At 55.9% G+C, this 22,777-nt stretch carries 15 protein-coding genes; 9 read left to right on the forward strand and 6 right to left on the reverse strand.

All coding sequences use genetic code 11. The features are described from left to right. Positions 1 to 116: 116 nt before the first annotated feature. Entirely contained in the window at positions 117 to 905 is a 789-nt protein-coding gene (locus HJB89_RS21020) for an SOS response-associated peptidase family protein (RefSeq protein WP_050566325.1), read from the forward strand. Here HJB89_RS21020 and xth read toward each other — a convergent pair. Beyond that, a complete protein-coding gene (gene xth, locus HJB89_RS21025; RefSeq protein WP_018516682.1) occupies positions 902 to 1,672 on the reverse strand; it encodes an exodeoxyribonuclease III in 771 nt (256 codons plus the stop codon). The two genes, HJB89_RS21020 and xth, sit on opposite strands and share 4 nt — an antisense overlap. Before the next feature lie 212 nt (positions 1,673 to 1,884). Between xth and dinB the strand changes: the two genes are divergently transcribed. Continuing rightward, positions 1,885 to 2,985 (forward strand): DNA polymerase IV, encoded by a 1,101-nt coding sequence (gene dinB / locus HJB89_RS21030; protein ID WP_018516683.1) that lies wholly within the window; start codon positions 1,885 to 1,887, stop codon positions 2,983 to 2,985. A gap of 196 nt (positions 2,986 to 3,181) precedes the next feature. On the opposite strand, the gene HJB89_RS21035 is transcribed toward dinB, so the two are convergent. From HJB89_RS21035 to HJB89_RS33625, 5 genes are all read right to left on the reverse strand, one after another. Further along, complete coding sequence (locus tag HJB89_RS21035) at positions 3,182 to 3,772, reverse strand: hypothetical protein (protein ID WP_131704933.1); 591 nt, start codon at positions 3,770 to 3,772, stop codon at positions 3,182 to 3,184. A 14-nt stretch (positions 3,773 to 3,786) separates the two neighbouring features. Further along, the gene (locus HJB89_RS21040) at positions 3,787 to 5,274 is read right to left on the reverse strand and encodes a papain-like cysteine protease family protein (RefSeq protein WP_080646131.1); all 1,488 of its coding nucleotides are present in this window, start codon (positions 5,272 to 5,274) and stop codon (positions 3,787 to 3,789) included. Positions 5,275 to 5,385: 111 nt separating this feature from the next. Further along, positions 5,386 to 6,576, reverse strand: a complete 1,191-nt coding sequence (locus HJB89_RS21045) for a hypothetical protein (RefSeq protein WP_018516684.1) — start codon at positions 6,574 to 6,576, stop codon at positions 5,386 to 5,388. 103 nt (positions 6,577 to 6,679) lie between these two features. Continuing rightward, positions 6,680 to 7,663, reverse strand: coding sequence for a hypothetical protein (locus HJB89_RS21050; RefSeq protein ID WP_018516685.1), 984 nt, complete (start codon positions 7,661 to 7,663; stop codon positions 6,680 to 6,682). Then, positions 7,660 to 9,930, reverse strand: a complete 2,271-nt coding sequence (locus HJB89_RS33625) for an AAA family ATPase (RefSeq protein ID WP_158672596.1) — start codon at positions 9,928 to 9,930, stop codon at positions 7,660 to 7,662. The genes HJB89_RS21050 and HJB89_RS33625 overlap by 4 nt, the downstream gene beginning before the upstream one ends. Positions 9,931 to 10,472: 542 nt before the next feature. On the opposite strand from HJB89_RS33625, the gene HJB89_RS21060 reads away from it, so the two are divergent. The 7 genes from HJB89_RS21060 (at position 10,473) to HJB89_RS21090 (ending at position 22,703) form a co-directional block, all read left to right on the forward strand. Beyond that, positions 10,473 to 12,542 (forward strand): ATP-dependent endonuclease, encoded by a 2,070-nt coding sequence (locus HJB89_RS21060; protein WP_018516687.1) that lies wholly within the window; start codon positions 10,473 to 10,475, stop codon positions 12,540 to 12,542. A 2-nt stretch (positions 12,543 to 12,544) separates the two neighbouring features. Continuing rightward, positions 12,545 to 14,542: a UvrD-helicase domain-containing protein gene (locus HJB89_RS21065; RefSeq protein ID WP_131704934.1), complete on the forward strand. Its 1,998-nt coding sequence runs from the start codon at positions 12,545 to 12,547 to the stop codon at positions 14,540 to 14,542. Between the two features lie 297 nt (positions 14,543 to 14,839). Beyond that, on the forward strand, positions 14,840 to 15,700 hold the full coding sequence (locus tag HJB89_RS21070) for a phosphoribosyltransferase (protein WP_131704935.1): 861 nt from the start codon (positions 14,840 to 14,842) through the stop codon (positions 15,698 to 15,700). Position 15,701: 1 nt separating this feature from the next. Next, entirely contained in the window at positions 15,702 to 16,058 is a 357-nt protein-coding gene (locus HJB89_RS21075; RefSeq protein ID WP_018516690.1) for a hypothetical protein, read from the forward strand. Positions 16,059 to 16,266: 208 nt separating this feature from the next. Continuing rightward, the gene (locus tag HJB89_RS21080) at positions 16,267 to 17,322 is read left to right on the forward strand and encodes a reverse transcriptase family protein (RefSeq protein WP_080646132.1); all 1,056 of its coding nucleotides are present in this window, start codon (positions 16,267 to 16,269) and stop codon (positions 17,320 to 17,322) included. Between the two features lie 195 nt (positions 17,323 to 17,517). Next, on the forward strand, positions 17,518 to 20,946 hold the full coding sequence (locus HJB89_RS21085; RefSeq protein ID WP_409201829.1) for a DEAD/DEAH box helicase: 3,429 nt from the start codon (positions 17,518 to 17,520) through the stop codon (positions 20,944 to 20,946). Further along, positions 20,943 to 22,703, forward strand: coding sequence for a phospholipase D-like domain-containing protein (locus tag HJB89_RS21090; RefSeq protein WP_018516694.1), 1,761 nt, complete (start codon positions 20,943 to 20,945; stop codon positions 22,701 to 22,703). Before HJB89_RS21085 ends, HJB89_RS21090 begins: the two co-directional genes overlap by 4 nt. Positions 22,704 to 22,777 lie beyond the last annotated feature (74 nt).

Below are 22,777 nucleotides of genomic sequence, written 5' to 3' on the forward strand. Positions count from 1 at the left end.
GCGTAGCGAACACCATCTTGGCCAGCAGATTTATCTGCACCGACAGGCCGGACATCTGATTGCAAGCAATCGCGTTGTCCGTATACTCAAACCCTGACGAGGGAGGAGCCGTCCACATCTGCAATCTGTACCGCATGGAAGACAAGGACTGGGTTGCCAAGTGGGCTCAGGACGCCGAGAGCATGATCAATCTCATGCCGGCGTACCAAATGAATCCGGATCAGATGGGACCGATCGTGCGCAATACGGCCGATGGGAGAAAACAGCTGGTGCATGCGCGCTGGGGTCTGCCCTCCCCGCTATTCGCTCTCAAGAAAGAAGCTGAGAAGAAGTCCGAAAAACTGCGAGCCAAGGGCAAGGAGGTCGACTTCGAGGCCTTGCTGCGTGATCAGGTGGATGGCGGCACCACGAATGTTCGCACTCTGAATTTTCCGCATTGGAAGCGTTGGTTCGGCATCGAGCATCGCTGCCTTGTCCCTGTGACCAGTTTCGCGGAACTCGATCCAGCCAGCAAGGAAGAGGGCGGCAGGACTCCAAACGCCTGGTTCGCGCGCGATGAAAGCAAGCCGCTGATGTTCTTTGCGGGCGTCCATGTGCCGCAATGGACGAGCGTGCGGAAGGTCAAGGACGGCCTGACGACCGATGATCTCTATGGTTTCCTGACGACGGATGCGAATGACCTTGTGAAGCCCATCCACGGGAAAGCCATGCCGGTCCTGCTTCTGACCAAAGAAGAAACCGATATCTGGATGCGTGCGCCGTGGGATGAGGCCAAGGCGCTTGCCCGTCCTCTCCCCAACGATGCGCTGATCGCAACATCCCGGGAGCCTTACGGCTCGACGATCGTAACAAAGGCCGGAGAACCGGTCGCCAGCCGAGCCTTTTCTGAGCCTGGACCGGTCTAATGCAACTCGATCCACACCGGCGCATGGTCGCTTGTGTGATCCCAGCCTCTGACCGACTTGTCGACTTTGGCCCGCTTGAGATTGTCGGCAAGTGCGGGGCTTAGCAGGAAGTGATCGATCCGCAGCCCCGCGTCGCGGGCAAAGGCGTTTCGAAAATACTTCCAGAATGTGTAGATCCGCTCATCGGGATGAAGGTGCCGCACCGCGTCCGTCCAGCCCTGCTCAACGAGCGCGGCGTAAGCTGCTTTCACCTCCGGTCGGAACAGCGCATCGTCCCGCCACCGTTCAGGTTTGTAGACGTCGAGGTCGGTCGGCATGACATTGAAGTCGCCAACGAGAGCGACAGGGATGTCCAACTCGAGAAGTTCCGCCGCATAGTCGTGCAGCCGTTGGAACCAGCGCAGCTTGTAGTCGAACTTCGGCCCGGGAGCAGGATTGCCATTGGGTAGATAGAGGCAACCGATGATCATTCCGTCGATGGCCGCCTCGATGTATCGGCTATGCGTGTCATCCGGATCGCCGGGCAGGCCGCGCCGCGTTCCGAGCGGATCCTGTCCACGCGCTAGAATCGCCACTCCATTCCAGGATTTCTGGCCATGCCAGATCGCGCCGTAGCCGGCGCGCTCGAGTTCTCGACGCGGAAACTTGTTGTCCGGAGCTTTCAGTTCCTGCAGGCACACGACATCTGGCGCCGCCTCAGCGAGCCAGCGCAGCAGCACGTCGAGACGGCCGTTGATGCCGTTGACATTGTAGGTGGCGAGTTTCACCGACGGTCCGCGCTTGCGATCATGGGACTGTTCTCCTGCTGATATTGTCACAGGAACAGAACGCCTCGGCAGGCCAGTAGTTTCACCGCATTCAGGACCCGGTAACTCCGATTGTTGATATCGCGGCGAAGACTGCTATGTTCTCTCTTTGTTTCGGTGTAAAACCTTCAACCGGAGACACCGAACCTGCAGCCCTTCTTGTAAAAGCCGCCATGAACGACATGAGCAACATCCCAATCCGGAAAATCGTCCACGTCGACATGGATGCATTTTACGCGTCGGTCGAACAGCGCGACAATCCGGAACTCCGCGGCAAGCCGCTCGCCGTCGGCGGATCGGCGGCACGCGGTGTGGTGGCTGCCGCAAGCTATGAGGCGCGGGCCTTTGGTGTCCATTCGGCCATGCCGTCGGTCACCGCAAAACGGAAATGTCCAGACCTGATTTTCGTGCCGCCGCGCTTCGACGTCTATAAGGCGGTTTCCCAGCAAATCCGTGAAATCTTCGCCGAGTACACGCCGCTGATCGAGCCGCTGTCGCTGGACGAGGCCTACCTCGATGTCACCGAGAATCTGAAAGGCATGGAAATTGCCACCGAGATTGCCCTGGAGATCCGCGCGAAGATCAAGCAGGTCAGCGGGCTCAACGCCTCCGCCGGCATTTCCTACAACAAGTTTCTCGCCAAAATGGCCAGTGACCTGAACAAACCCAACGGCCAGGCCGTCATCACCCCGAAGAATGGGCCAGGCTTTGTCGAAACCCTGCCAGTCAAGAAATTCCACGGCGTCGGGCCGGCGACCGCCGAGCGCATGCGCAAATACGGGATCGAAACCGGGCTCGATCTGAAATCGAAGACGCTCACCTTCCTGCAGGAGCACTTCGGCAAGTCAGGTCCGTATTTCTATGGCATCGCCCGTGGCATTGACGAGCGCCAGGTCAGACCCGACCGCATCCGCAAATCGGTAGGCGCGGAAGACACATTTGCGAAGGATATCGACGGTCTCGAACGCGCGACGGCGGAGCTGAAGCCGCTTGCGGAGAAGGTCTGGCGCTATTGCGAGGCACAGGGCATCGGCGGCAAGACGGTGACCGTAAAGATCAAATACTCGGACTTCACCCAGGCGACGCGCAGTCGAACTGGCACGGTGCCGTTTGCCAACATGGCGGATGTTTTCGCTGCGGCATCCGGACTTCTGGCAACCGTGTATCCCTTCAAACGGCCCGTGCGTCTGTTGGGCGTGACGCTATCATCGCTGACCAACAATCAGGCCAGCGCCCCGACCGAGGGGCAGCCGCAACTCGATCTCAACCTGTAGCGCGAACAAGGCGCCGAAAACGGAAAGGTCTCCCGCAGGAGGACGTTCGACGAAAAATCATATTCCGATGCAGTTCACTTCAAAGGGATCATATCGCTGTGCAGCTTTCCGAAAATCGTACTCCTACGGAATTTATCGTGGCAGCCGAATTGCTGTCGGCGCGTATCCAATCATCCGTTTCCTACCGAAGACATCATCAGGGTCTTGGCCCTACTCCGACAATAGAGTTGGCAGCAATTGCCCTTGGAATGAGCGCACGCGTCACTTCAATCTCGGTGAAAACTCGTTCCGAGGACAGATCATCTCCACCCCCCGTCACTGGTATTATAATGTCGGTATTAGCTGCGTGCAGCCAGAGTGCCGTGAAACCGACTGCTGGGACGATCAAAAATCTGGCTTCGTACGTCTCACTTGTAATTTCAGGAAGCGATTCGGCGAAACTGATAGCTTCAATAGTGAGTTTCGATGCCGACCCCGCGTGTAGGGCGACAAATGGCATTGAGGGATCCTGAGAATTGGGAATTACTTCAAACTCTCCAACTCCCAATTCTCCATCGCATAAAAGATATCTCCAAGAGATGAGTAGCGCATTCGCCAAAAGCCGATTGGCGAGAATAGCGTTCAGATTGCTGGACCAAATTTGGTGTGGTGCAGTGAATGAAAGCCTTGCTACATCAACTCCGGCTAATTGTCCGCTGACGCCAGAAAGGGAGCTGCTTGCTATCTGAGCTAAGCGCCGGCCAATATGTTGTTCGCTAAATCGTGGCGGATCCGGAAAAATAATCATTACCCCGCCTCCAATTATTGTCTACCAACGATGTAATACAGGAAAGTTCCATCAATGTGTGTCTGAATACACCGTCCGAGACTGTCAAGCGATGTTCCTGAACTTTCACCCTTCGCGAGTTCAACCCTTGGAAACCACTCTATTTTGGCTGCTTCAGCGTTCAGCTGCCCGCTGCGCGAAAAAATCGATCCCTTATCAAGGAAAGACATGAAGCATTGCCCAATGGAATTCAGAGATATATCTCCGAGTTCCCCAATTCCCAAATCTTCACTTATTCCCCATTTGATTTTTGAGTTAAAGACGTCAATCTTACCCGGAGTACAGTAGAGTCTTCCTGCGTCGCTCCCGACACCGGAATGCAATTCAACGCAAATCTCGCCCGCTGCGGAAATCGATACCTTTTCACCGTTACCGAAGGGTTGGGGCTCGCTAAATTCAACGCCACCATCACCTAGTAGCCAACCAAGGCTAGTATATAGTTTTTCTTGGTTTACATGGGCCTCTAAACAAACGCCATAATTCAACATTGCAATTGAATTGCACGCCCCCGCAGCATAACTCCTCTCCGGCGCCCAAGAAATTTGCGCTGTATTCGCGTCTAGTTGTCCTGATCGTAAGTACAACCGATCACTGCTTGAATATACAGCCAAACAATTACCGGAATTATCAATTCCAATGCTTGCATGTTGTTGGCTTGCATTTCCCATGGCTGCTTCAATCCATTTGATGGATCTTGCGGAGAAATCTACTTTACCAACTGCACAAAATAGGCTCCCACCACGAGATCCTAAGCTCACGCAGTATCCATTGTCATTCATGTCAATCGTTGTGAATTCCGACGAGCCGAACGTAATAGCCGATCCAAAGCGACCGCTTGTAAAAAACGTATCAGTCCATTCACCGCCACCGTGATAGTTTCTCGGGAATTCGTCGTAGGGCAGCGTGGTGCCAGAAAAACCTTCAAGAGTGTCGGAAGTTGACACGATAAAAGGTCCATTGTCGGATGGATCTGTGCATGCCTTTATCGTCGTAAAATGCGCGGCGTTGCCGCCTCCATTCCATCTAATCCGTAAGCATACCGGCTCCTTCCGATGGAAAAGACGCTCGTAAAGCTCAACAGGCGTCGGCCTTGTGGGAGACCAGTAGTCTAAAGATCTCACCTGCTTGAGCGAAAAATAGACATAGCCGTAAACATTGCAAGTAATAGGAGCAAGACAGCATTCGGCAATGTTGCCAGGGTTGATTATGCTGTTTACTTGCTCTGTAGCAACTCCACACTGTGTCCAGTTTCCAGTCCCGTAAAACAATCCGATTGATGTCGCGACTGCAGACCAGCACCAGTTGCTCTGATTTTGGGTCTGGGCGTGGAACGGAAGATCTGCGGAGTTCTGTTGCCCGACCGCGCCCTCATCCAATATGGCTTCGAGTTTGAGGCTTACGTCGATATCGCTGAATAGCGACGTAAGCGGTGCTCGCGTCAAGCCGGCTGGCCAAGTCTTCATTCATTCGCCTCCACCTGAAGGTGCAGTTACCCATACGAGTAACGGAAGAGCAACGACGTGATTGTCTGAAGTGCCGTTGACGCACCTTAACGATCGATCCGCCGCCGCGGATTATCGAGAAATCTGATAGCTTACGCCAGCATTCTCCATCAGCGTCAGGTACCTCAGGCGATGCTCACGACCGCGTTTTCGCACGCCGACCGCGCCCTTGACCGACTGAACACAAAGCCCGATGGCCAAGCCGGCGCCAGCGCCATAGAGGCTTTGAGTGGTCAGCCCTCCCGCAAGTGCCCCCGCAACGGGTTCTGCGAAAACACTCTCTGCGACTTTGGCTAAGCCATCCTTCAATTCGTCGACACTTCCCTCGCCAAAAAGCGCTCTGACGTAGGCGCTGAGGTTGGCCTTTCCACTCTTCCACTCGCGCATAGCGCGGTCTGCGCGTTCACCGAGGTGCGCTTGAAGGGCTTTCGGATCTGAGATATTCGACGGGATGTCCTTTGCCATGCTCTCCAGCGCCGCTTTGAAATCGGCGATCGCCTCCCATTCCTGGCTGAGCGCCGCGAGGCGGTCTGGTGTCAAGGCACGCGTATCGGCTCGCTGATAAACAATGACTCTCGCGACCTGATGGGCGCCGTCTTGCGTCGTATGGCCCCTCGCAGGCTCAGGCGCGACACCCGCAAGACACGCCTCGATGATGTCATCCTTTTCGCAGTCAACGGTGCGACCATAGATCGCCGGAAACTCGGTGACGAGTTGAAGTCCCTGGCTCTCGGCAGCTGCAAATGCAAGCGCCGCCATGACTGCTTGCCCGAGCAGGGGGTGCATCTCGAAATAGCCCCGTCCGTCCGAATAGTTGGGCTCCCACGCAAGACCGTGCTCTTGGAGGAAGGCCAAAAGATCCGGGAGAATCTTCTGGCCGTGCATTTGAAAGGTGCGGCTCGCCAGCCGGTCATTCCAGAGCGACGCCGATTCTCGGACAAGCTTTTCATCTCCTTCAGTCGCGGCGCGGTCGAAAAGCTTCTTCAATGTCGAGTGGGGTTCGTCAAGCTTCGCGCTGATGCGCTGTTGAAGTCGATATTGATCGTCCCAGATGTTTGCGTCATCAAGGTCGAGATCACGCAGGAGCGGTCCGCGGCGGCCTTGGGCGTCGCAAAAGGCCCGAATAGCCGGATCGTCGTGTGGCGCATCTTGGGAAGGTGAAATGCGAACGACGTGGGGAAAGACAAGCAGCGTCTTTTTCAGCCACTCGGGATCTCGAATTCGAATATAGGGAAAGTTGAGAGCGTCGAGATCTCCTGCCATTTCCTGCCCCGATTACCACGTGGATTGTCGGATATTCTATCTTACATTGTGCTCGACATCGCAAGGCAGATCGTGACTAATCGCGCAAGCTCTCGACTTCATGTCACGCAGCGAGCGTCAGCAGTTCCAGCGGCTCGATCTTGAAAGCACGAAGCGCTGCGAACTGTCCCATTGCATCCCCATTGCGGATCCAATCTCGTTTTGCTGCGAGATATTCCGATTTTTTGCTAAACATGGCGAATAGTTTCGCCATACATCCGCCGATCAGCTTCAGATTTCGAGCAAGTAACTCCTGCGAGCTCGCTTCGGCTTGAAGCAAATTGCGCATTGCGACATGTTGATTGAGCTCGTCAAAAACCGCCGCAAGGTCTGTGAGGACCATGAAACGCTTCTCGACCAAACCCTTTCGCCGTAGCGCATAGACGTCGATCGACGTCGCCCCGATTGCACTCGAGACCCCGTGACGCTTGCGTGGTCGTACATTGCCGGTGGCGTCGAATTCAAGATGCTCCTCCGGATTGTCGTGACAGGGATCGAGCAACAACCGCACGCCGTCTTCTACTGCGATGCCGCCGTCATGCGCCCTAGCCCTCAGGGTCTCATCGGCCAACGGAAACTGGCTGCCTTTGCCGAGAACGGTGTTCTCGGTCTGACCGGGCACTGTATGGCCGCGCGGCCGGTTGCAGTCAGGACACGAGATCAGAAGATTGGCATAGTCCCCCGCCAGCCAGAAATAGCCCGGCCGTAACTTTGTCGTCTTTGTCGTGATAGCGGCCTTCGGACGGTAGTGCTCAATGTCGCTGGGGGTAACTGCGCGAAAATCGCTTTCGCAATAGGCGCATTTCAGGTTGAAGTCGGCTGCCAGGCGCGCGATGAGCTCCGGGTTCTTGTAAGCTGCAAAGGCGAAATTGGTCTTGCAGAGTTTCTTATTGGCGCTGTAGTTGCGCGGGTCAGTGAAAAACGCGATCGCCAGTTCGCGCTCGCGTTCATAACGGGTAAGCTTCGTCTGCCCGTCGGAGGCAATGCAGGTCCTTGCGGTATAGACGGGGATCTGCGGTTGCCCCGCAGCCCGTGTGACGTGGATCATGCGTCGGCCCCAGCATTCGAGATCAACTGCGACCAGAGCGCTCCGATCTGCTCTACAACCTCCTCGCGCAATGCTTCGGGAGGAAGCCGCACAGCCGTCGTCTGCTTTGCCAGCAGAGTATCGATGGCTTCGTAATAGAGGCTCTCGCGTTGCGTGTCGCCGAGCTGCCGCCTTCCATTTAACTCCGACTGTAAGACCTGCATCTGGCTCTCCTGGTCGGGCGTGCGTTCATCGAGTGCAAGCAATGCGTAATAGGTGTCAAACAGCCTCTCAGTTTCAGGATCGACGGTCGAACGCAGGCCGAAAAAATCCGACGTCAGCAGTTGGTCGACCCGGAAATCCGCAGGAGATGGCAGGTCAAGAAGCGGCTCGACCAGCCCGTTGGCGTCGCGCTGCATCACCACAACCTCACCGCGGACCAACCCACGCAGGCAGAGCGGCTGATGGGTCGTGGTGATAAACTGCACTCCCGGCATGGCGTTGCGTAGGCTGCCGACGATGCGCATCTGCCATCTCGGGTGTAGGTGCGCGTCGATCTCGTCGATCAACACGATACCCTCGGCCTCGGTCAGCTTAGGCCAGAGGCGCGAAAGTACGTCGAGGATGTCGACGGTCATGGCAACGATCGTCTGATAGCCGTCACTCAGGTTTCGAAGCCTCGTCTTCGCATCCCTGCCTTTGATGGAAATGGATGTTGTTCCCTCCTTGACGAATTCCACCTCCTCCTCCAGATCCAAAAGATCCTTCAGCACGAGTGCCGTCGTGTGGAAGGATGTCGGGCCTAGATCCAAAAGCCAGGCTTCGGCGTCGATCAACGCCACGAAGGGATCAAACAAATTATCGACGCGGGAAAATCGCGCGCCGACCTTCGCCTCAGCCATCACCCGTGGCAAAAGTCGCGTTGCTCCATATCCCAGAACCAATGCTTGCGCATCCGCGCGAATATCGGCCGCCGCGGCATCGGCATGCAACACCGTGATACCACCGTGCGGGCTGCGCAATTCGAGATGATCCCGATAGACGACTATATCGTGAGGCTTGGCAAAGCCGCTGAGCTTCACGGTTATCCGGCCGGACCTGCAGCGGTAACGCACGAGGGTGGCTGGGTCGATGCGCTTGGCTTTCAACAACGACAGAAGCTGCTCGCTGTCGGAGAGCGCAAGCGCAATCGCCTGCAGGACGGTGCTCTTGCCCGTGCCGTTCTCGCCGAGCAGCATGAGCCAGGGGGACGGGCCATGGCTCAAAGCCTCGAAATTGATCTCGAGCCTTCTGATCGCCTTGATATTTTCGATCGTGACCCGCTCGACAAACCGGCGTTGCGACTTGAACTTTTCAACCCCGGCAGCGCTGTCGAGTGAATAGTCTGACATTTTTTCGACATATTCTGTCGTCGCCGACTGGGCTCGCCTAAGGCGATCCTGGGTTAGCCGCGATGTAACGCCCAACATGTCCATATCGAAGTCTAGGTGGGGAAATTCCCGAGAAAGCCGGGCAGCGGTGCGCCTCAATTCCTGGCGTATCATGCCGGCGTAAGGAGACTCCTCCTTGCCCATCTGAATGAGCGCCTGCCAGCGTTCCAGCACGATCGAAAGGTCAGCGTCCCTGCCAGTTTGCCTGGACGCCAGCGTTATGAGATGGTCCTCACCGTCTCGGTAAAGCCCGAGCGTGTATTTCCTTTGCTCGATCAGGCCTGGTCGGTTGAGTCCGAGAATGGCGATCGTTGCATTGCCGCGCTCCGAGTCGCTGCTGACTAGTCCATCCTTGGAATAGACCAGATGCTCTTCCGGTTGATCGTTTGTCGGATCGAGCAGCAACGGCTTCTCTAGCTCCAGGTCATCCTCCGGGGAGAAGGCCCGCGCCGTTTCGTCGAGCAGGGGAAAACGCTCGCCCTTGCCACTGATCGCGCGCTCTCCATCAGTTCCTGCAAACTGTCGCTGGCGATTGCAATCCGCGCAGGCGGCAAGAAGATTTTCCCAGGAGTTGGCGAGCCACCAATAGCCTGGATGCCCAGGTGCTTCCACAACGGAAGCCTTGGGATGGAACTGATCGACGTCTATCGGGCCGACCGCGCTGATCTTCGATTCACAATAGGCACATTTTCCGTGGAAAAGATCTGTCAGCGCTTTCGTCACCGGCGACGCGCGATAGGCGGTGAATTTAGGCCGCTTCTGTTGGAACGCGCCGCCCTGCATGTCGACGGAAATCCTTTGGATCTCGTCTTGTGCACGTCGCCCAAGTGGCGTCTCCGGATCGAGTGGATTTTCCACTCGCGATCTCGCGATGAAGATCATTTCTTGTCCTGCTCGCAACCACAGGGCACTGCGGCACGTCCCTCTATCACCACGACACTCGCTGAGCCTTTTATGAGGCGCCGAGCTGCGGGCTCGATCGTTGTCAATCCTGGCAATTTCAACTTATACGACCAACCGGTCAAGAGATGTATTTTGCAAAGCCGATGTCCGGAGTCGAACCACGGACCCGCCGTTTGTCAATGGAGCTCTTGAGCGGAATCGAACCGCCGACCCTGCTACTCACCACGCGGAATGATGTGGTTTTAGCGGTCGTCAACCTACGCTACCGGCGCGCAGTGCGAAGCGCTGATGTTTCAGTGACATCTTCTTGCGCAAGAGAGATATGGTCGCGCCCTGTGCGCAAATCTGTGGGCCGCACACAAGGATGCCGATCACGGACGATGAAGCTAAGGGTATTGTCCTATGGTTACTTCATCATCATACCAAAGCTTGTCTCGCAATCATTAGTTGTCACCTTGGCATTGACGTCATAATGTGGTCCAGGGAGGAAAATATTCTTGTATATTTCGGCTGTTAAGATCGAAAACTTCCGCACATTCGGGGAAGGGATTTCGGGGTTCTCGCTTGCTCTTCGACAGGGACTGACTGCGATCGTCGGAGAAAACGACGCCGGTAAGACGGCGTTCGTCGACGCGCTGCGGCTAGTGCTGGGGACACGTGATCAGGACACGCTCAGGATCGATGCGACAGACTTCCATCACCCACCGCAAACCGCGCGATCCACAGAAATACGCATCCGGCTGGTGTTCTCCGAGCTCACCTCGACCGACCGGCATGCCTTTGCCGAGTACCTCACCTACGGATCAGCAGCGGGCAGCAAACCTGACCTGATCGTGACCTGGGTTGCGAAGCGCGTTGAGAGCGACGGTGTGGGGCGCCGCTTTACCCCTGTCGAGTGGCGAACCGGCGCTAACGCTGACGGACCGTTGCTCGACGCGGGAGCGCGTTTTCAACTCCAGGTCACCTATCTGAGGCCGTTGCGCGACGCCGAAAGAGCGATGGCGGCCGGACGAGGGTCGCGGCTCGCGCAGATTCTTCAACACACGAAAGAGATCAAGGATCACGGCAAGCGCTTTGATGTCGAAACCCTTGCGACGCTGGATCCCAATTCGCTCAGTGTCCTTGGCTTGGGCGACTATGCCAATCATCTGATCGAGACCTCCCAAGGCATCAAGACGACCCGTCAGAAGCTGAACGATGATTATCTCAAACCCCTGTCTTTTTCGACCGACCCCTTGGCCGCACGGGTTCGCATAAATGGCCATAGGGAAGATGCGGTCCGTCTCCGCCAGCTTCTCGAAAAGCTCGAAGTCAGCCTGGCCCACGACGAGCTTGCGGAAGATGCCCACACCCGCGGTCTTGGCTCAAACAATATCCTGTTTATGGCCTGCGAGTTGCTGCTGCTCGGCACTGAGGCGGGCGGTTTTCCGCTCCTGTTGATCGAAGAGCCTGAAGCGCACCTGCACCCTCAGCGCCAGCTCCGGCTCATGGCGTTTTTGCAAGCGCAGGCGGAGGTGGTCAGACCTGACGGACAACGCATTCAGATCATTGTGACCACGCACAGCCCCAATCTCGCTTCCGACATCAAGCTGGACAACCTGGTCCTCATTCGGAACGGCCGGGCTTTTTCCATGGCGCAGGGTGAGACCAAGCTCACCAAGTCCGACTATCGGTTCCTGCAGCGCTTTCTTGACGTGACCAAATCCAACCTTTTCTTCGCGCGTGGCGTGATGATCGTTGAGGGGGATGCCGAGAACATCCTCCTGCCCGTCATCGCAACGCTCGTTGGCCGCGATTTCGGCGAATATGGCGTCTCGGTCGTCAACGTCGGCGGCGTCGGTTTAAGCCGATATGGCCGGATCTTTTTGCGCGAACAGCCGCAAGTCGATGGCGAACATGGCATACGTGTCGCCTGCGTGACCGACATGGACGTCATGCCGGACTGCGCAGCCCTGATCCTCGGCAAAATCAAGGACGGTGAGGCCGTACCTGATATCGGTTCGTCACCGAGACGTTGGCGGGTGGAGGGTGACTACACAGAAACCACCTACAAAAAAAGGCGCGATGATATCCGCCAGAAGGCCCATGGTCCCGCAGTCGAGACGTTTGTCGCCGACAAGTGGACGTTGGAATATGATCTCGCCCACTCAGGCCTTGCGAAGGCCGTCTACGTAGCGATCGCTCTTGCCGAAGCCGACGATCGCATCTGCGAGGGGAAAGTGACGCTAAAGGTCATCGCAGCCGAGGCGTCAACGTCATTCGACGTATTGCTCGCGAAGCAGATGCCGAAGGACGCGCTCTGTACGACGATCTACGCGCCACTTACCGGCTCAAACAGCATCTCCAAGACGATCGTGGCGCAATATCTTTCTGAAATTTTGTCGAACTGGTTCACTCTGCCGAAAGGCGGACCGAAAGAGCTTTGGCAGGCCCTTCCGGATTACATCCGGCGCGCGATCGAGCACGTCACAGAGCCGGTCGTCGAGGCCGAAATGGCTACCGTGGCCGCAGTCGCAGACGATCCGTTCCCGGTTCCAGACAGTGCGCCTTCAACGGACAGGCCGTGATAATGAACGACATGATCTCGCCATGGCAGATACCGATATCCGTCAAGGAGGTTGCCTGGGCGTGTCAAACCATGCGAATGCCGCCCGACGCGTTCAGCGGCTCGGACGGCAGCGACCCACGCCTTTCAGCGCTGACATCCCTGGAGTCCCTGGATATAGAAGCTTGTCCGGGCAGCGGAAAGACCACCTTGCTGGTAGCGAAACTGGCAATCCTGGCCAACCGGTGGTCCGCCACGAAGCAAGGCATATGTGTTCTGTCCCACACGAATGCCGCCCGCGACGAAATCGGCGATAAATTTGGGTCATCCAGCGTGGCGCGAAATCTGCTCAGCTATCCGCACTTCGTCGGGACGATTCATTCATTCGTCAACGAGTTCCTCGCCCTTCCCTGGCTCCGGTCCAACGGCCGGCAAATCAAGGTGATTGATGATTGGATTGCGCTCAACAATCGTTGGAACCGGCTGCACGTCAGTGCGCAGGGGCAGCTAAAGCGACTCGATCGGAACGCGATTTTCACCGTCACCTATACCAAACCTGATTTCTCTGGTGGCGTGGTGCCGCCGAGCCACAAAGTGTATAGTAAAGTGGTCTCCTCTTGTCGAAGAGCGACAGAGGCGGGCTTCTACTGCTATGATGATATGTTTGTTTGGGCGCACGAGTTGCTCGATCGCCACCCGGACGTTGCTTCGACACTTCGCGACCGCTTCCCAATCGTCTTTATCGACGAAGTGCAGGACAACAGCGAAATTCAATCAGCGTTCCTTCATCGGCTGTTTCTCGCAGGACCATCCTCCGCGGCGATCCGGCAGCGATTTGGGGACTCAAACCAAGCCATCTACAATCGCGCCGGTGGCACCGGGGCAACAACGGACCCCTTTCCTGGGCCAAACAGAGTTGATCTACCCAACAGTTTCCGGTTTGGACAAAAGATCGCGGATGTCACTGCCGGTTTCGGTGTACGCCCGCAGCCTCTGGTCGGCCTTGGTCCTTCGACGGCACGTGTCGAACACGCGTCGCTTCAGAGCACGTTGATATTGTTTGACGATACCACAGCGGTTGACGTTCTGCCGAAATACGCAGGGCTCCTGATAGATGGCTTTTCAGACGACGCTCGGCGCAAAGGCGATTTCACGGCAATCTGCGCCGTCCATCGGTCCGGCGAGTCGGCCAATCTCCCCCGATTTTTAGGGCACTACTATCCCTCCTATAATCCTGACCTTTCTGGGCGCCAGCCGAAACCAAAGACACTGGGGCAATTTCTCACGCGGGCCAGAGGTGAATTGACGCACACGCGGAATGCTCACCCCGTCGTGTCAGGTTACGCAGAAGCCATTCTCCAGTGCCTGCGAACAGTGGGGGCCGACGTACCGATGGTGTTGCGCAAGAGTGCCAACCGCTATTTTCGCGACCGGATAGAGGACGAGACGATTGCCGAGATCTATCATGAACTGCTTGACCAGCTAATCCAATGCCGGGGAAGTCCATCCGAGGCTTTTTGGCGGGATCTCCTTGTGCCAGGGACAAAGAGCGTGGTCGCGCACATGTTACAGGCGGAGATCGACGAGAATGAAACCGCGGCGTTTTTCGAGTGGGAAGGAACGGTGGTTCCCGACGGCCAATCCGACGCATCGCGCAAATCTGGAAATATCTTCAGGTATCCAATTGCCGATCCGAAAATCGCGATCAGAATGGGTTCAATCCACGGGGTGAAGGGGGAGACGCACACCGCGACACTGGTGCTCGAGAGTTTTAACAGAACCCATAACCTCAGGAATCTAAAGTCTTGGCTCCTGGGCAAGCGCCCAATGGCCGGCAGCGACAATCAAGCCCAACAGGCGTCCGTTCGGGATCGACTGAAGTTGCATTATGTCGGCATGACGAGGGCCTCGCATTTTCTGTGCCTGGCCATGCGTCAAGACACCTTCACCGCCGCAGAGATCGATCAGTTGCGCATCCGTGGTTGGAACATTGAAATATGTGCCACTGATGCACCGAACTAACGCCCGTCTGATTGAGCGACTTGAACGGATTTGGACGGAAAACACAGCGCCTTGAAATCTAATCATTTGATTTCTTATGTTATTTTTCTAGCGGCTCCGACGAAAAAGAATTGAGAACGCCACAACGCCCGCTTCGGCATCGGAAATACGCCACTAATGAGCAACAAACGTTGCTAGGTGTTTGATCCAAGGTTTTGATGGTGCAGGTGGCATCGAAGGGATCTACAGGTGACAGCCTTGCCACGGAATGACTGCTGTGTGATTTAAGCTCAGTCGACTTGCACCGGATGCATCATTGTGACGAATCGCGAACGTCTGGAAGCTGTTTTGGATTATGACTCGTTCCAACGAGCGCTGCGTCTCGTCGAAAAACAGCCTTGGCTGGCGTCAAAAAACGAGCGTTTCAACGAGCTGTTGTCATTCTGCTCCCATCCTGACGAGCGGGATCTAGTGCTCGATATCGTTGAGCGATATACGTATATAAGCGGCCGGGATTTGACGCGCTCATTGGAGCAGATAGCAGCAAAGATAACCAATGATTGGAAATGCAGCCCGCAAGATAGTGTGGTGGTCGCGATGGACAGGGGGCGACACGCTGACAGTTCCGCAGCAATAGCTTGGTTTCTAAAGCCCATACTAGGCGATTTGGCCGATTGGGAAACAAACCAGTTTTACAAGGCACTGGGCGAAGCAGCATCAGAAGTCGCTGAGGGAGGTAATATCGTAATAGTCGATGAATTCGTTGGCACCGGACAAACTCTGCGTGGCGCGCTAGTTTGGCTGTCTGACAAGCTTAAGGAGCAGAACAAAACTGCGACGCTATATGTTGCCACTGTGGCGGCTATGGAAGTTTCGAGAGAAAAAGATCTCAGTCTAGCTAAAGAATTTTTCTCTACTATTTGGCTCAAGAAGTCCATTCACGATCATTATCCACCTGAGAATATTCTATCGCTTGAAGGCCTTATGCTCGGCTTGGAGGATCGTCTCTTGAAAAAAGACGGCTACATGAAGTTGAGCAAGTATTCTCTGGGCTATAAAAAATCGCAAGCGGCCTATTTCTTCGAAAATGGAAACCCTCCAAATAATAACTTTCCCATATTTTGGTGGAAGAGGTTGGCGGATGGTTCGCGAAGACGCCCATTAACGCCGAGAGTGTGAAATGCAAACCGTCGACAGGTTAATACTAAAATCAGCCTTCCAGACGCCCGGCGGGTTCGATCTGTACGACCTGCACCTCAAGTTTCGCCTGAGCCCGGCGGTTATCTTCCAAAGCTGCTCTGATTTCGCAGGGCGAAATATAATTCAGCGCGAAGGTATGAGGGTGTCTCTCACGAGCGAGGGCCAGCTATGGGTACTCACAAACAGGAAGAAGATTTTCTTCACGTCAAAGCGCGAGTGGACACAACCAAGTGAGTGGTATTTTGACGAACCGCTTGATCCGAAAAAACCATACCTTCCCAAGCTTAGCTTAATTGATCGTGACCATTTCACTAACCTCTTGCGGGAAATGAAGTGATTGCATAGAGAAATAAACGGGGCGCAGCGATAGTTCTTGGGGGTAGATTCGCCCCTGCAAGCTTAGGAGCGCGTTAAATTTTCTTCACGCACTTCGCGCAAGAAGCATAGATCCTTTGGATCTATGTTTACTGCATAAAGCAGTAACGAAGAATATATACTATATTCACTCTGGTATCGTTGCGCTCCACCTTAACCCGAAATCTAAAATGACCGATTTCAATTACGACGAATGGCAATCTTTCTACCACGAACGCGTAAAAGGAGAACATGGATTACAATTGGTGCGCGGATACCTCGCGCATGCAGCCGCATTATCCGCTCGAAACCTCCCTCCTATTTTTGAGTTTTCACATCTGGCTGCGCTTCTAGGTGTGGATAAAGTCACTTTAGCGACGATCTGCCATTCACCGCACAATTACTACAGGACCTTCGCGATACCTAAGCGAACAGGAGGACGTCGCGAAATCAGCGTACCACGACCAATATTGATGAAACTTCAGCGATGGATTTTAGCAAATATTGTTGAGCTTGTTAATGTTCACGATGCAGCTCACGGCTTCCTGAAAAATCGTTCGATCGTCACCAATGCTCGACAGCATTTGGGCTGCAATGAACTGCTCAAGATCGATATATTGAACTTCTTTCCGTCGATCTCCTCTGGGAAGGTACGCAGCTTGTTCGCTGAACTCGGCTATTCCGGTTCAGTCGCAAGCGCGCTCACCCGAATTTGCACTAAAAATGATGGTCTGCCCCAAGGAGCACCAACGAGTCCGGCAATTAGTAATTTAGCAGCAAAAGCATTCGACGTTCGAATTGCTGATCATTGCGCCGAAGAAGGGCTAACATACACGCGTTACGCGGACGACATAGCGATATCAGGTGAACGGATAGCCCCTCATGTCAGAGGGAAAATCATCCAGATACTTGCCGACACGGAACTAAAGATACACCCGGTTAAAAGCCGACTGTTCGGCCCCAAAGATCGGAAAATTATAGCGGGCATTTCCATTTCATCAGGGAAACTCATGCCGCCAAAGGACTTTGTGCGTTCGGTTAGGAAAGACGTATACCATGTGACAACGAAGGGATTGCTTGCACACATGGCCGCTATCGAGAACTTCGATCCAATTTACCTTGAGAGGCTATTAGGAAGAATTGCATTTTGGAAGCACGTTACCAAGAACAGCGATCAGTCGTTGCGAGCAGAATTTGCCCTAAAGCAATATATGGTCGTTTCAGGATTGGCAGGCGAATTCCAATAGACAGCTGACTGAAGTCAGTCTTCGGCAATGTAACGCTGTCCATCAAAACGCGTCGTAGCATGCGTGGCCAACCTAAGCCGATGCGATTCATGCGAATATCGCGCGTCGACATACTTGTCCGCTTGAAAATAGACCGACGAAGAACCTACTATTTTTGCGATGATTCTGTCACTTTTACCAGCAGAGATAGCAGTGATGGCCCGCAGCAAAAACGTAAGCAGATTGCCACTCGACAGCAGGTTTCAGTTCTCGGAAGATTCCTTTCGCGGTCGAGCGGACCGATGGAACTCGCACCTGCGCCCAGCAACGGGCATGGAGGACGGTGAACGCCATCTTTTACGCCTGTTTGCGAAGACGAAAACACCACTCGACGAAGATTTGAAAGGTATCATCGCCCGAGCTCAGAGACGGATCCGTCGCGTTATGACGTCGAAGCTGGCACGAGAAGTCCTGGTCCAGGTTATCAACGTCGCGGAAGATACAGATGAAATTGCAATCGTTATGCTCGATCCCGGCAGCCCGGTCGCGGGCTCGTCGCATCGGACGCGGGCTCGCAAAAGCCGCTTCCTGACAAGCGCGGGGCGAGCTGTATTCTGGCGAAACATCAGGCGGATCGCGGAGGGTTTGCGGCTCATCCACGAGGCCGGCATCGTCCATGGATCCGTTTCCGAGCAGACGATCTTCGCTTCAAGCGACGATGTCGAGGGTTACCGGCTGGGTGGTTTCGAAGCCTGCATCCATATCTCGGACGGCGCGCTCGGCGCCAACGACCACCTGTTTGATCCCTCGACTGCGATCTCTTTCAGGCAGGACTGGATAGACCTTGCCCGCACCGCCAGATCGATCCTCGGCCTCGACGATGCCGAAGGACCGGCTCTCCTGGCAATCGAGCGCAAAATGCTGGATCGGATTGGTGACCCTCCACGGTTTCAGCTTTTTGATGGGAGCGTTGTGGTTAGAGAGCTGGACGAGGTCATCACCGAGATCGGCCGTGCTGGCACGAGCGCGGAAGGAGAGCTTGTCCTCTACCCTGCCCATGGAGTTGCCCAGAGAGACTTCCCCTCGCTGACATCCGGCGCGATCCAGGCAAGCGAGATGGATGAGGTTTTCAGGTTCGTCGAAGATGATCTGCTCAATCCTGCTATCCGAGCAAAATCGGCCGGACAGGACAAGATCAGGCTCATAACCGATGTTGCAATCTACGATCTCAAACTGCAGAGCGATTTTACCGCCACGATCGAAAACGCTCACAAAAGGCAGGCAAGCGATTGGCTGGACGGCGCCGTCGAGATCCCCCATCGCCTGCAGTTGTCGCGATACCGCGGGGGTGCGGACGAGCGGGTGCGCAAGCTCGGACATAGTGCAAAGCGCTGGAGGGATCTGTTCAACGACCCGGAACACGCGCTGCTCCCGGACGACGTGCCCACTTGGTACGCACTGCTCCTTCTGGAAGCCTTCACCTTGCTGCGGGAGCAATTCCGCGTCTATCCTGTTCAGGTCATTACCTCGATCGATACGGACGAGAAGGATCTCGTGAGCGTGCTTCTCCGTCCGGATCCCGAGCGCGACGAGCGTCGCGAACGACTTGGTCTGGAGAAGGCGCTCGTCGCACTGCAGAAAGAGATGCGCTATGATGACGGCAAGCCCAATTGGACCCTCTCGGCGAGCGAGGATCTGGTTTTCAATCGCGAGCGAAGCCCTGAACTCAGTTTCGAGGAAAGCACGCTGGCCGAAGGCGAGTTGACCTTGACATTTACGGCCAATTACCTGCCCACACAGGGCGAGCGGCTCTTCCTGCGTCCCAAACGTGACACAGGTACGGAACGGGCCATTCGCCGCCGCCTGCTAAATATCGTCGCGGCGCGTCAAAATCTGGAGCTTCTCAGAGCCCTTGACGATCCGGCGCAGGTTGCCCTGGATGATGTCTTGCGCGAAATCGCGGTGCCCGGTTCGCCGGTTGTCGACATGGATCCTTCCAAGCTTGCGGCCTGGCAAAGTATCGTGGCCGGACGATCGATCAATGTCATCGTCGGCCCACCGGGTGTTGGCAAGACGTACCTGATCTCCAATCTCGTGAGGAGCATCATGGCAGGGACACCGGATGCGAGGATCCTCGTTTCCGCGCAAAACCACGAGACCCTTGCGCATATGGAGGATGAGCTTCGCAAAAGCCTTGCGGGATATGCATCGATCATCGTGCGGGTGGAGAAATCGCAGGTCAGCGTGGAAGACAGCACCTTGCGGCAGAGCTCGGTCAACCTGCTTCAAACGGCCTCACAATCAGCAGGCGACCGGTCGGCGATCACACAGAACCAAAGTCGCCAGATCGCGCAGACGCTGAGGCCCGTCGACAACGCCGAACGGTCTTTGGCAGAGCGTGTCTTGCGCGACACCGACAATCTGATGTTGCGCTCATCCGATGTGACCCTGGCGACAGCCTCGTCGAACACGATCGAGGAGATGATCGCCGACGGCGAGCAGTTCGACTGGGTGTTCATCGAGGAGGCCGCCCGTGCCAACGGCGCCGAACTGATCGGCGCCCTGCTTCTTGGCAACCGACGCGTGATGATTGGAGACCATAAGCAGTTGTCGCCATTCGACACGGTCGAACGACAGCGGTTTTACGATCCCGTCACTGCGGCAGAGCTGTTGGTCAATGCACAGGAAAGGCTCTTGGCCATTTCGGACTTGCCGCCGGAGGTCGACGAGGCTCTTGGCGTGCTGAAGTCCGATTCTTTTCTGCTGGGCGACGTGTTGGCGGCGGCGGCTCGCCTTGAGGAACCATTCCGCACCATCGCCGAGCGCGAGGATGAGCGGGAGGTGGCAACACGGCGGCCAAGCTCGATTTCGACTACGCTTCTTGAACAAAGCCGTATGCACCCGGCGATCTGTGATTTGGTTTCGAATACATTCTACCAGAAGAAACTCGTTTCCTCGGATCGCGTGAGAGCGCGCGAAGAGACGGTCGGCGTGGCCAACGGACTGCCGGCTTCACCAATCGTTCTTCTCGACCTGCCGTCGTTGAGCGTGGCACGACGCAAGGCTTTTGAGCAGAAGGTGAAAAAATCCTACAAGAACGAGGTCGAGGCCAGCGCGCTCATCGCCGCCATGAAGGATCTCAAACCGATCCCGGGCAAAGATGGACGACGCCCGACCCTGGTTGTCCTGTCACCCTATCTGGCTCAGGTAGACCATCTCGAGCGCAAGCTCAGCCCGCTTATCGATGTTGAGACTGACACGCTGTGCGGCTTTGCCAGCCCCCGGGGCAATGGCAAGTTCGTCTATACCAGCGACAGTTTCCAAGGCGGCGAGGCAGACGTTGTTCTGGCAAGCCTTGTTCGCAACAGTATCCACGTCGGCACCCGCGCGCTCGGGTTCATCAAGAACCCTCAGCGCATGAACGTTCTTATTAGCCGCGCAAAGCAAAAGCTCATCCTTGCGACAAGCAGACGGTTCATCAGGAACGCCGTCAACGGCATCGATCCTGATGGCGTGAAGGAAGAGTTTCGGTTCCTGACACGGATGCTGGACCAGATATCTCAGCTGGAGAAGATGGACTTCCCGCATGTGGGTACGGGCGTCACCGTCGTCTCTGTCGACGAGAACGGGAGGCTGACGCGGTGAGCAAGATCTATATTCCTGCCTGGCATTACAAGGCTCCCGGCCTCGTTCAGCGCGTCTGGGGCTGGAGCCCGATCGAAGAAATGGTGTTGCTAACATTGGATGCAACGCCTGGGACGATCGACGACCTGGCATCAGCGCTTCACATCCCCCGTCAGGTCGCAGCATCGACCGTGGCACGCTTGATGCAGTTCGGCTTGATTGAGGTTCGCATGTCGCCTCGGCCGATGCTAACCACTAATTTAGTCGGTCGCGAGTTCATCCGGGGAAGCCGCGCACTCCCCGAACGATCCGCCGACCGTGAGATCGGCATCAGCGTGGTCTATGAAAAGGTCGGGGAGTCGGTCTTTCGCAATCGCGACGTCGATACAATCCCGGTCACAAAACTTCCAAGATCCGGCAAGGTCGTTGCCTTCCCGCTCGGTGAGCCCTTGGAGACCGACTACTCGATGATGCATCGCGTCACCCAATTCATGTCAGGCATGCTACGGCCAGGCGAATGGCTCCGCGGGATACAGGCTAATAGCTCCTATCTCGAGCGCAAATTCCTGGTGATCGACCTCAATGACGTTCGAGAGGGTGCGATCCCGCCCGGCGCGAGCGAAAAGCTGATCGAAGCGCTCAAATCAACCGTCAAGACCGGTAAATTGCCAGTCACCGCTCCGCCGGCCGCTGACGAGCAACCTGCGATCTTCACGGACATCCACGCCGACCAAATCATTGTTGGAGCACGCCAGCAGCTGGAGCGCTTCGAGCAAATCGTCAATGCGGCAAGATCGCATGTCTTCATTCTCTCGACCTTTGTTGCGTTCCAGAATGACGATCGATGCAAGGAAAACCGAGAGAGGATGTGGCAGGCTCTCGAGGACGCGTGTCGTCGCGGCGTTAAATGCCACCTGTTCTTCGGTACGTCGATCGACACCACCAAACACGCCGCAGCCATGCACGAACTGAACGAACGGCTTTCCGGTATCAGGCGCACGCGCGGCTATGTCCTAGCTCATCGCGATACGGTTGAAAGCCATGCTAAATTCTTGGTCGCCGATGACGGGCAAGATGGCGCCGTCGTCTCGATGGGATCGTGCAACTGGCTGTCATCGCCCTTTAGCGCCGTCGAAGTGTCAGTTGAGCTCACCGAAGCGAAGGCAGCCGGCGCGGCAATGGATGTGCTGCAATCGATCATTGCCAAGATATCCAGCGCGGGCCAGTCTACCGAGGCGCTTCAGTTCATGGCAGCTGAACTCAGGCGCAACCGCGGCCGCCTGTCTGCCGCAGACGCGGCGCCGGGCTCCATCGGGGCTACGATGCGGATCCTACACGCGGCGGACCATAATCGTCTGTTGCGGGTCGCTGCGCATGGCGCAGAGACGCGGTTCATCTGCTGCACCAATCGCATCGGGGCAAATATGGTCCCCGCCCTCTTTGACCCCGCTGAAGTCGCGAGCCAACGGCTGGACGAAGTGTCGATATACTATTCTAGGCGTGGTGGTCCGGTGAAGCGCGGCCATGTCAATGATCACCGAGAACGGCTAAAGGGAAAAGTCGGGATTTTCGGCGTGCCTGAACCTCAGCTGCACGCGAAGTTCTTGGCATGGGACGACGATCACATCGTCGTCAGCAGCCTGAATTGGGGATCCCAATCCGCCACTCTGGACAATCCGATGGATGAGATCGGCCTCCATCTCGAGGGCAATGGTCTCGCCACGCTGCTGTTGAAAAAATTCGAGGCAGAGAATACGCGGGCAGCGAAGGATGCTTAGCCCAGTTGCTTGGGGCGCTGAACGCGTGATCCACTTTTAATTTTCGCGCCAGAATGGCGAGAACCGCTTTGGTC

The sequence above is a fragment of the Rhizobium sp. NZLR8 genome (assembly GCF_019685025.1).
Classification (GTDB): domain Bacteria; phylum Pseudomonadota; class Alphaproteobacteria; order Rhizobiales; family Rhizobiaceae; genus Rhizobium.

Excerpts from the sequence above, each read along its gene's own strand:
- HJB89_RS21035 (WP_131704933.1), bottom strand. The coding sequence starts at position 3,772 with ATGATTATTTTTCCGGATCCGCCACGATTTAGCGAACAACATATTGGC.
- HJB89_RS21085 (WP_409201829.1), top strand. The coding sequence starts at position 17,518 with ATGGCCCGCAGCAAAAACGTAAGCAGATTGCCACTCGACAGCAGGTTT.
- HJB89_RS21040 (WP_080646131.1), bottom strand. The coding sequence starts at position 5,274 with ATGAAGACTTGGCCAGCCGGCTTGACGCGAGCACCGCTTACGTCGCTA.
- HJB89_RS21075 (WP_018516690.1), top strand. The coding sequence starts at position 15,702 with ATGCAAACCGTCGACAGGTTAATACTAAAATCAGCCTTCCAGACGCCC.
- dinB (WP_018516683.1), top strand. The coding sequence starts at position 1,885 with ATGAACGACATGAGCAACATCCCAATCCGGAAAATCGTCCACGTCGAC.
- HJB89_RS21050 (WP_018516685.1), bottom strand. The coding sequence starts at position 7,663 with ATGATCCACGTCACACGGGCTGCGGGGCAACCGCAGATCCCCGTCTAT.
- HJB89_RS21065 (WP_131704934.1), top strand. The coding sequence starts at position 12,545 with ATGAACGACATGATCTCGCCATGGCAGATACCGATATCCGTCAAGGAG.
- HJB89_RS21080 (WP_080646132.1), top strand. The coding sequence starts at position 16,267 with ATGACCGATTTCAATTACGACGAATGGCAATCTTTCTACCACGAACGC.
- HJB89_RS21045 (WP_018516684.1), bottom strand. The coding sequence starts at position 6,576 with ATGGCAGGAGATCTCGACGCTCTCAACTTTCCCTATATTCGAATTCGA.